General features: G+C 61.0%; 11 protein-coding genes and 2 pseudogenes. 8 read left to right on the top strand and 5 right to left on the bottom strand.

From position 1 onward, the window contains the following. Genes ACT6QH_RS01905 through ACT6QH_RS01890 form a run of 4 tightly spaced genes read left to right on the top strand, consistent with a single transcriptional unit; the run spans position 1 to position 6,190 of the window. Entirely contained in the window at positions 1 to 2,676 is a 2,676-nt protein-coding gene (locus ACT6QH_RS01905; RefSeq protein ID WP_444973121.1) for a phage tail tip fiber protein, read from the top strand. Positions 2,677 to 2,680: 4 nt separating this feature from the next. Further along, complete coding sequence (locus ACT6QH_RS01900; protein WP_444973120.1) at positions 2,681 to 3,985, top strand: hypothetical protein; 1,305 nt, start codon at positions 2,681 to 2,683, stop codon at positions 3,983 to 3,985. A 7-nt stretch (positions 3,986 to 3,992) separates the two neighbouring features. After that, positions 3,993 to 5,810 carry a DUF2793 domain-containing protein gene (locus tag ACT6QH_RS01895; RefSeq protein ID WP_444973119.1) on the top strand — a complete coding sequence of 606 codons (1,818 nt, stop codon included), beginning with the start codon at positions 3,993 to 3,995 and terminating at the stop codon, positions 5,808 to 5,810. Continuing rightward, positions 5,807 to 6,190 carry a hypothetical protein gene (locus ACT6QH_RS01890; RefSeq protein WP_444973118.1) on the top strand — a complete coding sequence of 128 codons (384 nt, stop codon included), beginning with the start codon at positions 5,807 to 5,809 and terminating at the stop codon, positions 6,188 to 6,190. Before ACT6QH_RS01895 ends, ACT6QH_RS01890 begins: the two co-directional genes overlap by 4 nt. Before the next feature lie 84 nt (positions 6,191 to 6,274). Here ACT6QH_RS01890 and ACT6QH_RS01885 read toward each other — a convergent pair whose 3' ends face one another. Further along, positions 6,275 to 6,460 (bottom strand): hypothetical protein, encoded by a 186-nt coding sequence (locus ACT6QH_RS01885; RefSeq protein WP_444973117.1) that lies wholly within the window; start codon positions 6,458 to 6,460, stop codon positions 6,275 to 6,277. Positions 6,461 to 6,928: 468 nt separating this feature from the next. Between ACT6QH_RS01885 and ACT6QH_RS01880 the strand changes: the two genes are divergently transcribed. The 4 genes from ACT6QH_RS01880 to ACT6QH_RS01865 all read left to right on the top strand — a co-directional run bounded on the left by ACT6QH_RS01880 (position 6,929) and on the right by ACT6QH_RS01865 (position 9,206). Continuing rightward, a complete protein-coding gene (locus tag ACT6QH_RS01880) occupies positions 6,929 to 8,092 on the top strand; it encodes a peptidoglycan-binding protein (RefSeq protein WP_444973116.1) in 1,164 nt (387 codons plus the stop codon). Next, entirely contained in the window at positions 8,089 to 8,472 is a 384-nt protein-coding gene (locus ACT6QH_RS01875) for a hypothetical protein (RefSeq protein ID WP_444973115.1), read from the top strand. The genes ACT6QH_RS01880 and ACT6QH_RS01875 overlap by 4 nt, the downstream gene beginning before the upstream one ends. A gap of 182 nt (positions 8,473 to 8,654) precedes the next feature. After that, entirely contained in the window at positions 8,655 to 8,969 is a 315-nt protein-coding gene (locus ACT6QH_RS01870) for a hypothetical protein (protein ID WP_444973114.1), read from the top strand. Positions 8,970 to 9,002: 33 nt separating this feature from the next. Continuing rightward, a complete protein-coding gene (locus tag ACT6QH_RS01865) occupies positions 9,003 to 9,206 on the top strand; it encodes a hypothetical protein (protein ID WP_444973113.1) in 204 nt (67 codons plus the stop codon). A 175-nt stretch (positions 9,207 to 9,381) separates the two neighbouring features. On the opposite strand, the pseudogene ACT6QH_RS01860 reads toward ACT6QH_RS01865, so the two are convergent. The 4 genes and pseudogenes from ACT6QH_RS01860 to hemA all read right to left on the bottom strand — a co-directional run. Continuing rightward, positions 9,382 to 10,257 (bottom strand): annotated as a pseudogene (locus ACT6QH_RS01860) (type IV secretory system conjugative DNA transfer family protein); the annotation flags it as partial. Between the two features lie 124 nt (positions 10,258 to 10,381). After that, entirely contained in the window at positions 10,382 to 11,272 is an 891-nt protein-coding gene (locus tag ACT6QH_RS01855; protein ID WP_444973112.1) for a LysR family transcriptional regulator, read from the bottom strand. Positions 11,273 to 11,360: 88 nt separating this feature from the next. Further along, positions 11,361 to 11,855: a carboxymuconolactone decarboxylase family protein gene (locus ACT6QH_RS01850; protein WP_444973111.1), complete on the bottom strand. Its 495-nt coding sequence runs from the start codon at positions 11,853 to 11,855 to the stop codon at positions 11,361 to 11,363. A gap of 56 nt (positions 11,856 to 11,911) precedes the next feature. Next, positions 11,912 to 13,167: pseudogene (hemA, locus tag ACT6QH_RS01845) on the bottom strand (5-aminolevulinate synthase). Between the last annotated feature and the right edge of the window lie 20 nt (positions 13,168 to 13,187).

Below are 13,187 nucleotides of genomic sequence, written 5' to 3'. Positions count from 1 at the left end.
ATGCCATTTATCGGGGCGGCGATTGTCGGGGCTGTTGGCCTTGCCGGCACGACGGCTGGCGCCATTGTGGGCGGGCTGATCAATGTGGGCATTGCCGGCGGGCTTGCTTACGCATCATCCGCGCTGGGCGGACAGCAGGGCGCAACGGCGCAGGCCGGTATCCAGACCGATGTGGAGATGGGCGGAGGCCAGCCGCGCGGCTGCACCTATGGCCGCGTGGGCGTGGCCGGCTATCTGGCATATATCAACACATTTGCCGACAACAACAACATGCTCGATATGGTCTATCTCCTCGGAGATGGGCCGCATGATGCGATCGAGCGGGTGTGGATCGGCGGCAAGGCTTATGCCGTCACGGTCCTGCAGGATAATGCGTACCGCACGGCCTATCGCGTCGAGGGGGTGCTGGGCGGTGCGGGTGTCTCCTATCTGACGCTCACCCTCTGGCGTGGATTTGAGGATCAGCCGGCCTCAACGCAGCTCGTCAATTATGCCAATCCGGCGGGGCGATGGACCACGGCGGATCGGCTCTCCGGCATCTGCTACGTGCATATGCGCGGCCTGTATGATGAGGAGGCATTCCCAAACGGCATCCCGCAGATGGTTTTCGAGATGCGCGGGCGGCGGCTCTATGACTGGCGGCGCGACAGCACGGTTGGTGGCAGTGGGGCGCATCGCTGGGACGATCCAACCACCTGGGAGTTTTCGGAAAATCCGATTGTCCAGCTCTATAATTATCAGCGCGGCACCTGGCTGGGCGGCGAGCTGACGGTGGGCATGGGCGTGGCCCCGGTGGATCTGGCGGCCGATAGCTGGACGGCGGCCGCCAATGCCTGCGATGAGCTGGTGGCGGAGAGCGATGGCAGCTCTGTGCCGCGCTATCGCTGTGGCACCTATGTGGCGGCGGATGAGGAGCACGCCACGGTGATCCAGCGCTTTCTGGATGCCTGTGCGGGGGCGCTCTATGAGCGCGTGGGGGCCTTCAGTCCGCAGGCTGGGGTGGCTCAGATTGTCACCTATCCGACCATTACGGATGGCGATCTCGTCTCCGGCCGTCAGGTGCGTTTTGCGGCGCGCCGCTCGCGCTCGGATCTGACAAATGGCGTCTTCGGGAGTTTTTCGGACCCGGCGGACCAGTATGAGCTGGTGGCCTATGAGGCCCGAACCTCGGCGGCGGCGGAGGCGGCGGACGGGGAAATCCGCCGGGTGCAGGTGGATTATCCATCCGTGCATCATGCCCTGCAGGCGCAACGGCTGGGGCAGATCCATCTGGGCCTGTCCCGCCTGCAGGCGACGGCCACCATCACGCTTGGATTTGCGGCCGTGGTGCTGGAGCCGGGGGATTGGCTGCGCTGGGACTCGGCGCGCTACGGGCTGCGGATCTGGCTGGTGGTGGATACCACCTCCCACGCTGACCAGACGGTGACGCTCAACCTGCGGGAGATCAGCGCGGCGGCCTATGCGTGGTCCGAGGATGATGAGGGTGCGGTGAGCGTGCCGGGCGTGCCCGGCGACAAGCCGGACCTGATCACCACGGTGCCGCTGATGAGCGTGCTCGCCACCTCGCTGGTGAGTGAGGCGGGCGCCAAACAGCCGGCCTTGCGGGTCACATGGTCACCTATCCTCGATGCGACGGTAGACGCCATCGTGATCGAGTATCGTCCGCAGGGCAGCGCCGATGTGATGACGGCCACCAGCACCGCCCCGAATGGCGGCGAGCTGCTGATATCTGCCGGGTTGCAGGGCGCGACCACCTATGAGGTGCGCGGCACGCTGGCCACGACGCCCAGGCGCACCACGACATGGACCGATTGGCAGGTGGTGACAACGGGCGACATGACCGTTGCCCCGGCACCCGGAACCGTAACTGTGGAGGCGATGGAGGCGGCGCTGCGCGAGCGTGTCTTGACGCGGCAGGATGAGGATATCGCCGCCCTGCGCGAGATCACGGATGCGCTGGGCATGGCCGTGGCCAATGTGGATGCGGTGGCCCGGAAGCAGGCTGATGAGGTGTGGACCGCCTCCCGGCGCGAAACAGAGCGCATGGGCGTGCGTGTGGGAGAGGCAGAGGCGTCAATCACGGCAGAGCGTGAGGTGCGGGCCAACGCTGATAGCGCACTGGCTACGGACATCGGGGTTGTACGGGCCAACGTGGCCAGCAATACGGCGTCAATCACGAGCACTACTGAGGCGCTGACAGATCTGACCAATGCCGTCGCCCTCCAGCGTACGGACCTTGAGGCCCAGATTGAGGGCGTGGTCGCCAATGTCTCCGTGCAGGCCATTGCCAGCGCGAGCAAGCCGGATGGGGCGCTGGCCGCCTACCAGATCGCCGTGAAGGCCGGTGATGGCGAGGATCTGGCGCAGGGCGGGCTGATGCTCGCGGTTTATGGCACGCCGGGCAATTACAGCTCGAAGCTGTTTTTGCAGGCCGATTCCACGTCAATCATGGATGGGGCCGGCGGCAAGGCGTTGCTGACGGTGGATGCGAGCGGGACGGCCTATCTCAATGCGGATCTGGTCGCCGATGGCAGTTTGACGGCAGCCAAGGTTATCGCGGCTACCCTCTCCGCAATCACGTCCAATACTGGCGACCTCAATGTTACCGGGCTCATGAGCATTGGCGCGAAAATCTCCGCCAGCGGCCCGAATGGTAACATCATCATATCGGATTGAGGCTATGGGCGCGCGTGTCATCCTGGGCAATTTTAATGGGGAGCCCCGTCTGCGGATTGCGCGCGACGGGTTTGATGCCGGCGATACGGGCCTGACCAATGAGCAACTTGTGTACGATAGCACCTGGCGCAATGTGCTGTCCTTGCACCAATACGCCTATGGTACAACTGACGGTACGCTTGAGGATATTGCGGGGCTGCACTTTCAAACTATCATGTTGGATGAGCCGCTTGACTACAACCCTGTTGTATTTGCGTGGCGCATTACCAATCAGACGGCAAACAGACTTGGCAATGTGCGCTTCCCCTGTCTCGCCATCAGCAAGACAGACCGCATCCATCTGTGGTGCGGTTACGGTAATGGCTCAAGAAGCCAATTTGACTACATCGTCTTCAAGGCCCCGATTGACGCAGACCTTGCCTCCGAGTCTGTAACGGGGGTGCCTCGCCTCCTTCTGGGGAATCACCCAAACAGAGGCACTTCGGGATTTTGGCAGTCCCGTCGCGGCGCGAACGTCCTGACAGCTCCAGACGGCGACATGCTCATATCGACCGACGCGGCACCGATACAGGTATCGGAGGCGGGTACAGCAAACACCTCGCTGTACAACACCAACCCCGGTGCGTCGTCTACAAATCTGAGATATGGATATACCACGGGCAATATAACCCTATCGAATAGTTATCCAAATCGCCCGGCGGTTGTGGTGGCATTCAGCAATTTTGCGATGCCAACGCTTAATAGGACGATGGAATATACTGTCCAATGGACTGCAGATAACAAGATAAAAATTCAGGTTTACGAATGGCCCATTGGACAGAATTTCACCCCGGCACCAAAAGTTTTATGGGCTATATTTGAGCCTGACAAGATCAACAGTGCTGACGGCGGGGCGTCTGCCAGTTCGATGCCGCGCGTGTTGCTGGATGAAAGCGGCCTTAAAATCTCCAAACGGGATGTGAGCGTCACTGCGGCAACGGCAGATCAAATGCTACTCGATACGTCAAAATCCATGCTCTATCTGGCGGATAGAGATGAATGGAGCGTCACAGGGGCTGCGAATACGTCAAGAAGTCTAAACGTTAACCCCAGCGATATTCCTATCATCTGCTTCAAGGGTAAGCGCTCATCTGATGGCGGAACATTCCAACAGGTTGGGATGTTTACTCTTGGGCAATATCCATATTTGGGCTGGTGCTGCTACCCTACATCGTCAAATACGATGCAGTATATTTCAGGCCAAAAGGCGAATAATTACAATTTCCTTGACAGCATAGGCTGCGCAGCCTTCAATTTCTCCCATTACTGAGGCCCCTATGGCTGATTATTACGATAGCGGCACGGTCACCGTATCGGCGGGCAGCACCGCCGTGGCCGGAGCCGGAACCTCATGGGCCGGACTGGTCCGGGCGGGCGATACGCTGGAGATCGGCGGACGGCAGATGCGCATCGCATCGGTGGAGAGCAGCACGGCGCTGACGCTGCTGCTGCCGGCCCCGGCGGCGGCGAGCGGAGCTTATGCCATCTGGTACACGGCCCCCAGCCGCAGCACCGGCCTACAGGCGCTGGCAGACATGCGGGAGGTGCTGGCGGCATCGCGCATTCTGTTGGCGCAGCGTGGTGATTATGCGGTGCGATCCGCGACCACCAATGCGCCGCCGGCCAGCCCGGTGACGGATGATATCTACCTGATCGCCGCCGCACCCACGGGGGTATGGGCCGGGCGCGCTGGCCACCTGGCGCTCTGGACCGGGACCGGCTGGGCCTATACCGCGCCGGCTGCGGGCATGCGTGCTCTGGCGCTGGATACCGGGGCGGGGTGGTCACGCGGATTGTCGGCATGGGCCGTGCAGCCATCCACATTTGCGCTTGTTGCGAGCACCGGAAGTTACGATGATTTGTCTGATCTGCCGGACATTGTACCTCGCTCGGGCGGTTGGTTCGCGGGCAATATCGGGATCCGGGCCGCCGGAAACACGCTGTTCGAGTATCGGACTGCTGATGATTTTCGTATTTCCGGGTTATATTCGATCCCCGGCAGTACAAAACAGATTTTCAAAATTCGCGCATGGGACGGGGGAGGTTCGACCTATCGCGATTTTGATTTTGACAGCGATGGTGCGCTTAACCTGTACCTTGCGCCGACTGCGGACTACCACGCGACGAACAAGGGTTATGTTGACGCCAAAGCCGCGAATGTGGCCGCCGCTGCCGTGAAAGATTATCTGCCGCTCGCGGGAGGGGCGCTAACAGGGTCATTGTCTGTAAGCGGGAACATCACTATCAGCGGGACGTCGTACGCCAGCGGTGCTGTACTCAAAAGCAATACTACAAAACGTGTAATATTCTCAAATTCTGACGATGTTAACAGGGCTCAAATTGTTGTATCCGAGCCGGATGGCAATTTGCACCTACGTGTTTTTGATAATTCAAATCCTGCAACATACAGAGAAGTTATTCTTTATAACAACGGTCTGTTCAAGAGCGCAGCTTTGGAAACATCCGGCGAAGCAAAGATCAGGTCGGCGTGTGAGGCGTACAACAGCAGCGGTTGGGGTGGCGCGATCCGGTCTTATCAGGGGGCGGCATTTTCCGAAAGCACGCGGAAAATGAGCCTGCAAAAAGAATCGGATGGGGCGCTTATATACGTTACAGAGGGCAGTAATACAGGCGCATTTACGTTCTCACCATCAGGCGCTTTTTCCTGTTCTGGTGCCAAAAATTTTGTCATCGACCACCCGCTCGATCCGTATAATCTTGACCTGTACCACGTCGCAATTGAAAGCCCGGAAGCGCTGTTGCTCTACCGTGGCACGGCCGATCTGGTGGCCGGCGTGGCAACCGTGGATATTGATGCTGCCAGCAACATGACACCCGGCACCTTCGCGGCTCTGACTGCCGACGCGTTGGTCCAGAGCGTGCAGGCTGATGGCAGTTTGGTGCGCCTCAAGGCCGGCCCGATCACGGGCGGATCATTTGTCATCACGGCAGAGGATGAGGGCTTCAGCGGCCCGGCGCACTGGCTGGTGTCTGCCCGCCGGAACGATCCAGTCATCCGCGCAGCGGATTACACCGATGCCGATGGCCTCTTCCGGCCGGAGCGCATCAAGCCGGATTATGAGGAGGCCGAATGATGGCTGAGGCCCGCACAGAGATTGATGCCAGCCGGATCGGCCGCCGGGGCTATCTGCGCAACCCGGTAGCTTACGGGGAGGAATATCCCACCCGCGTGGTGGATGATGCCATCCCGCCGACAGCCCCCCAAATGGCGCCGGAAGAGCCGCAAATCCCGGTGCGCATTTCCCGCCGCCAATTCCGGCTGCACCTCTTAGCGCTGGGATTGCTGGATACCGTCGAGGCGTGGATAGACACCCAGCCGCTGGAAACCCAGATCGCGTATGAGAGCAGCTCTACATTCGTGCGCTCGGACGCCATGATGCAGGCCGGGTTTGATGCGCTGGGGTTTGAGACGGCGCAGGTGGATGCGTTTTTTGTGGCAGCGGCGCAGTTGTGACAGGCGGCAGAGGATGAGGCCGGAGCAAGGGCCGCTGCGCAGGTCGTGTGGCCTGTCCCGGCCTGGACCGGGACAGGCAGGCGCTCAAATCTTGCGCCAGATCATGACCAGCAACATCAGATTGATGATGCCAATGGCGAGCTGGGCGGTTTCAATTGTCGTCATGACTTTCAGCCCTTCTCCACGGGGGCAGGCCATGGCAGATGGCAGAGCAGGCGAGCGCGATGTGCAGCGGCGCACCGCTGCGTTTGTATCGCGTGATGGTGTCATTGCTGACACCCAGCTGCCGCGCCGCCTCTCGGCCCGAAATGCCCCGCAGTTCCATCCAGGCATTGAAGTCTTCTGCGGTCATTGCCATGGCCTGTTCCCTTATCTATCTTGTGGAGGTGGAGGGAGCCTTGCGGCCCCCTCCGGTCTTCACTTCCTCCTTCTGGCATTTATCAGAATTGCAACGCTGACTGCCAGTTGGAGGATTTGAAGGACCAAGGGAAGATATTCCATCCCCTGCCTCCCTTCCGATCATCGCCCCTGACCGTGTGGGGTGGTTGGCCGCGCGCCTTCCATGTCCTTAAATTAGGACAATCTGGGTTGTCGGTCAACATAAATGTCATTATATAATGACATTTATTGCATATTTGTCCTGATATAGTGACGATTGCCACCCGCCTCGCGCGGGTTTTTTTGTGCCCGGCCGCATCTCGCGCGCCGGGTTTTTTGTTGCCCGGAAAGGATAAGAGGATGCGAGCGATAGACATTGTGCGCCGGCTGGCCCCGCGCGCGCGGGAAAATTATGTGGCGGCCTTCGCGGCAGGGGATGAGCTGCTGGAGCGCTACGGCATCACCACGCCTCTGCGGCTGGCGCATTTTTTGTCCCAGGTGCTGCATGAGACGGGCGGGCTGACCGTATTGCGGGAAAGCGGCGCCTACTCGCGCAAGCGTATTGTCGAGATTTTCGGGGTGGGCCGCCACTCCGCCGGGGTGACGATGGCGGAAGCGCGTGCGCTGGCCGGTAACGGTCCGGCGTTGTTTGATCGGGTCTATGGGCTGGGCAATCCGCGCAAGGCCAGCGAGCTGGGAAACACCCGTAGGGGGGATGGCTGGGCCTATCGCGGCAACGGCCTGATGCAGACCACCGGGCGCGGCGCGCATCGCCGGCTGGGTGAACGGGTGGGGCTGGGCGATCTGTTTGAGCGCACCCCGGATGCGGTGACGCAGCCGGAATATGCCCTGCTGCCCGCGCTGGCCGAATGGCGCGAGAGCGGGTGCAATGCTCTGGCGGATCGCAATGACCTCAACGGCATCACCCGCCGCATCAATGGCGGCTACAATGGTGCGGCAGACCGCAAGCGCTGGTTTGATCGGATCTGGCCGCTGGTGTCGGGGGGCACGGCATGGTCCGCCGCGCGCTCGGATGGCGAGATTCTCGCCCTGCAACACCAGCTCAACGGTTTGGGCTACGGCATCACGGCAGATGGCCTCAAGGGCCCGGAGACAGAGCGCGCCGTGCGGGATTTCCAGCGGCGCAACGGGCTCAAGGTGGATGGCATCGCCGGGCGGCAAACGCGCGACAAGATGGCGGATCGGCTCGCCGGCCAGAAGGCGGCGGATGACCCGCCAGCCGAACGCCCGCTGCCGGCAGGCGGGGCGCTCAAAAGCGGCACGGTACAGGGGGCCATTGGGGCTATTGGCGGCGGCGGCGCCGCACTGGTAACGGTGGCCGATAGCGCCCGGCAGGTAGCCGGCGTGCATGATGACGCTGCGCCCTATCTGGCCTCGGGCACCGTGCTGGGGGTTGTGGTTGGCTGCCTCGTCATGGCTGGCGGGCTCTATCTGCTGTGGCACCGATTGAGCGAGGCTGGCGCGCTGCCCCGCTGGATGGGTGGCCGGGGGGTGCCGGCATGATGCAACTGATCCTCTCATTTGTGCCGTGGTGGCTGTATGCGTCAGCCTCGGTCGGCATTTATGTGGCGGCCCGGCGCTGGCTGGGCGAGGTGCCGGCGACAGTGTACGCGCTCGTGGCTGTCGCCTGGGTGGCCATGGATTATGGCGGCGATACGCGGGAGGCGTGGGTGCGTGAGCGCGGGCAGCAGGCCATTGCCAAGGCGGATGCCGCCATTGCCTCGGCGGCCGAAAGCCGCGCCGCCGCCCTGCAAGAGAAACTCGATCAACAGGCGCGCGAGCTGAAGGAGGCAACGGATGCGCTCGAAACTCTATCTGGCCAGCCTGGCTGCACCGCTGGTGATGTGCTTGAGCGCCTGCCAGGCTGGCATCACCGGCACTGATCGGGCCTTGCCGCCCATGCCCGCCGTCTGCAATCCGGTGCCGGCTCCATCTATCCCCGCGAATATGGATGCGCGCGTGGCGCTAGGGCGTGTTGGCTCTGCGTTTATCCGCGCCAATGGACATTTGAGCGCCTGCCGGACCTGGTATTCCGGGGTGCGTCGCGCCTATGGAGGGGCCGGGCATGACAAGTGAGGTGCGGGCGGCGCTGGAGGCGCGCGAGGAATCTGTGGTGATATCTCGCGTCGAGCTGCAAGCCATGATGGATGACGCCGCCGAAAAGGCAGCCCGGAAGGTGCTGTTTGAGGTGGGCATATCGGCGGATGACGCCGCCGGGATCACCGCCGCCCGACAGGATATGGCATTCCTGCGCAACTGGCGCTGCACCTATGCCCGCATGGTTACGACCGTTGGCAATGCCGTGGTGATGGCGGCTGTCGCCGGCCTGATCGCGGCGCTCTGGGTGGGGGTCAAAATTCATGTGCTCAAGCAACCCTGATCACGCAATACTGGCCCGCGCACGCGGGTAACCGTGAGCATTGAGGATGGCGGGGTTTTTCTCGCCATCCTGCGGCCGGGGCAGGCGGCAGAGCGGGTGCCGCTCACCCCGCATGATGTGCTGCGCCTGCTGCGCGAGGTGGCGGGGGTGCTGGTGGGGGGGCGGATAGAGAGTGTGGAAACCGGGAGTAATATTCCGGGCACAATGCCGGGCACATTGCATATGCGGGCGCAGTGATTTGTGATAATAATCATGCGCTTACTAAAAATCCTAGACTTCCACCCCCTCCGCCACTTCGGAACAAAACCGGGAACGCCGGTTGCCGCCGATTTCCCACCTTTGGTTGCCACCAGCGTCCGTAGCAGGGTGTTTTTGTTCCCTTTGATGTAGATCGCCTCGTCGGCAGCAGCTCATCCATCATTGCGCGCAAGGTGGCTTCGACCGGGCGGCGCGGATCGGACAGGAAACTGGCGACGCCTGCCAGTGTCTTGTCCTTCTCGGCATAGAGCACATGCAGGATCGCGCCGACCAGCAGGCTGTGGCTGGTCTTTTCCCAATGGTTGCGCTTGTCGAGGCTGCCTTCGGGATCGACGAGAATATCCGCGATGTTCTGCACGTCGCGGACTTCCCATTCACCCTGCCGAACCTCCAGCAACGGGTTGTAGGCGGATGACTTCGCATTTGTCGGGTCGAACAGCAGGACACGACCGTGTTTCGCCCGAAACCCTGCGGTCAGACCCCAGTTCTCGCCCTTGATGTCATGGACGATGCAGCTTCCCGGCCAGGTCAGCAGTGTCGGCACCACAAGCCCGACGCCCTTGCCGCTGCGTGTCGGAGCGAAACACAGGACATGCTCCGGGCCGTCATGGCGCAGATAGGTCCGTTCGTATCGGCCAAGCACCACGCCATCGGGGCCAAGCAAACCGGCAGAGCGGATTTCCTTATCCTCCGCCCATCGTGCCGATCCGTAGGTGGCAACATTGCGGGCCTCGCGCGAACGGATGATCGACATGAAGATGGCGGCGGCGATGGCCATCAGCCCGCCGGACGCGGCTATGATCGCGCCTTCGACGAATATTGCAGGCGCGTAGGCGTCGAAGGAAAACCACCACCAGAAGAAGGCGGGCGGGTAATAGACCGGCCAGCCCGCCAGTTCGAACCAAGGTCCACCAAGCTGGGGCTGGAAGCCAAGACGAAACGCCGTCCATTGCGTCGCCGCCCAGGTCATCACAAGAACGATGGTGAAAACTGCGGTAATTTGACCCCAGAGGATTCGGCCTCCGCGCATATTCGCTCCCATCGGCATGAGTGTGAGCCGATCAGAGACGGAGCGTTTGTGGTGCTGGCAACAGCAAAACCGCCGCCGGAGGGTTGTCGGACAGGATCGGCGGCGAAAAGGATGGTTGTGAAGATCAGACCTTCCGGGCCTGTCGCTCCATGGCTGCTGCGAGGTCCAGCAGGTTGCGCAGCGCGGCGCTGCGATTGGACGGCGACCAGACCGCAGAGAAGGCAACCGGCTCCGGTTCATCGGAGAATGGCACGAACACAACGCCGGATGCAGGCGCCAGCGATGCGTCCCTGCCGACAATGGTGACGCCAAAGCCCTGTGCGACCATGGAGAGCAACGCGCTGCGCCCGACATCGAAACGCTGGATCGACGGCGCGGGCCACTGCCCGGAAAGGCGCAGCAGGATATGGTCATATGCCTGCGGGCCGGTGCCCCCATGCCGGACAAGGAATGTCTCTTGCGTCAGATTGGCCCACATAACCGCAGGCCGGTCAGCAAGGTGATGGTCATTCGGCAACGCTGCGAAAAGGGGTTCTGCCCAAATGCGCCGGGCATGAAAGTCAGGCGGTTCGGGTGTTCCGGCAACGAACACGATGTCCAACTCGTCCGCGCGAAGCCGCATCATGGTGTCGCGGGCCGTGCCTTCGGTAATGTCGATCTCGATACCTGGATGGTCTTCCCGGTATCCGGCCAGCAGCCCGGCAAGGAAACCGCCGGGGATCAGCGCATGGGCGCCGATGCGCAGGCGTCCCTGCTCCCCCGATGCGGCCCTTCCGGCGGTCTTCACCGCATGATCGAGCTGGTCGATGCCTGCTGAGACTTGCGCCACGAATTGACGTCCGGCTTCGGTCAACCGGACGCCGCGCGCGTGACGCTCAAACAGAAGGATGCCAAGGTCTTCCTCCAGCGCCTTCACCCGCGCGCTTACGCTAGATTGCGCGACACCAAGCGCATTCGCCGCATGACGGAAGTTCAAATACTCGGCAACAGCCAGAGTCTGGACCAAAGCAACCATTGGGAACCGGCCACTCAAAAACTGCGGCACCTTCGCCGAGGCTATATTCTGGGCTTGCCGCCTACGCCTACGCATTACCGTCAAGCTCTCAGATACTTTCCGAGCGGATGGCTCCTTTGACATCGCGCGCTTCGCTTTTTTCATCCACTGGATGCTGCAAACGAGAACTAACCGCAATCCTGTTCCAGATGTTGATTGTTCCAATAGCAATTGTCAGCTGTGCAATCTCCGTTTCTGAGAAGGCACCTCTAGCCATTTCAAACACATTATCAGGAATGCCACTCTGGGCGGCCAGCGTTACGCTCTCCGTCCATTCCAGAGCCGCGCGATCCCGGCTGTCGAAGAATGGAGACTCTCGCCACACAGCCACAAGATGTAACATTTGTGCATTCAGCCCATCGTCGAGAGCTTCCTTCACGTGAAGGTTAACACAATACGCGCAACCGTTGATCTGCGAGGCGCGCAACTTGACAAGGTGCGAGACGCGATTGTCCAGGCCTGATTTTTTCACTGCACTATCGAGGGCGACGACGGCACGATATAGTTCAGGAGTAAGCTGAGCGATGTTCATTCTGGTTTGCATTGTCTTATTCTTTCAGAGGGAGTGAGTTTAAGCCGTGAAGCGGGGCGGTCCTTTGGTTAGTCCGGTTCTGCCAATGCTCGAATTGAACACTGGGCAGCTGTCAGATGTCGCCAACGCGGGAAGACATCGCGTGCACCAACAAGTGCGGCGATCAGGGTATCCTCATCCTCATCCGTATGAAGAGGGGTTGGAGTGATACGTAAGCGCTCGGTCCCTCGCGGCACGGTTGGATAGTTGACGGGCTGGATGTAGATGCCGTTCTCGGCCAAGAGGTGATCGGTTATCGCCTTTGCCAACGTGGCTTCACCAATCATGACGGGCAGGATATGGCTGGGGCTCGGCATCACCGGAATATCGTTTGCCAGCATCTTACCCTTCAGCGACGTTGCCCGCCTCGCCAGCGTCTGCCGGGCCGAGCCGTTTTCTTTCAAATGATGCAGGGCCGCGCGGATACCCGCGACCACAGATGGTGGCAGTGCCGTGCTGAAGATGAATCCTGACGCGAAGCTGCGAACGAAATCGACACATCGCGACTACCGGCAATATAGCCACCGATAGAGCCGAAGCCCTTGCTGAGCGTTCCTTGGAACATATCGATACGGTCGAGAAGACCGTCCCGTTCGGCGATGCCAGCTCCGCGCGCGCCGTAAAGACCGACGGCATGGACTTCATCGACGTAGGTAAAGGCATTGTGCTTATCGGCGAGATCGCAGATCGCTTCCATCGGGGCAAAATCGCCATCCATGGAATAGCAGCTCTCGAAGCAGATTAGCTTCGGCCGATATTTGCAGACGGTCGCAAGCTGGCGCTCAAGGTCGCGCCAGTCGTTGTGCGCGAACACGCGTTTTTCCGCTCCTGAGTGGCGGATGCCTTCGATCATCGACGCATGATTCAGGGCATCGGAAAAGACCACGCAGCCCGGCAGAAGGCGACCAAGCGTGGAGAGCGCGGCATCGTTTGCGACGTAGCCCGATGTGAATAGTAAGGCGGATTGCTTGCGGTGCAGGTCGGCAAGCTCCTGTTCCAGCAGGACATGCTCATGGCTGGTGCCGGAAATATTGCGTGTACCACCGGCTCCCGCGCCATATTGCTGCAACGCCTCCCGCGCTGCGCTTATGACATCGGGGTGAACGCCCATGGACAGATAGTCGTTTGAGCACCAGATGGTGACACGCCTGCCAACACGATGATCGAAGGCGTAGATGTCGCTTTTCGGTTCACGTTCGAGGTCTGCAAAGACACGATATCGCCCCTCCCGATGCAATTTGGTGAGTTCATGCGCGAAGAAGTCTTGATAGTCGAAAAGGGCCATTGGGGAGGCTCCGCTCTATT

It is taken from the genome of Haloleucobacter albus (assembly GCF_052492075.1).
This window is presented reverse-complemented; position numbering and strand designations above follow the sequence as displayed.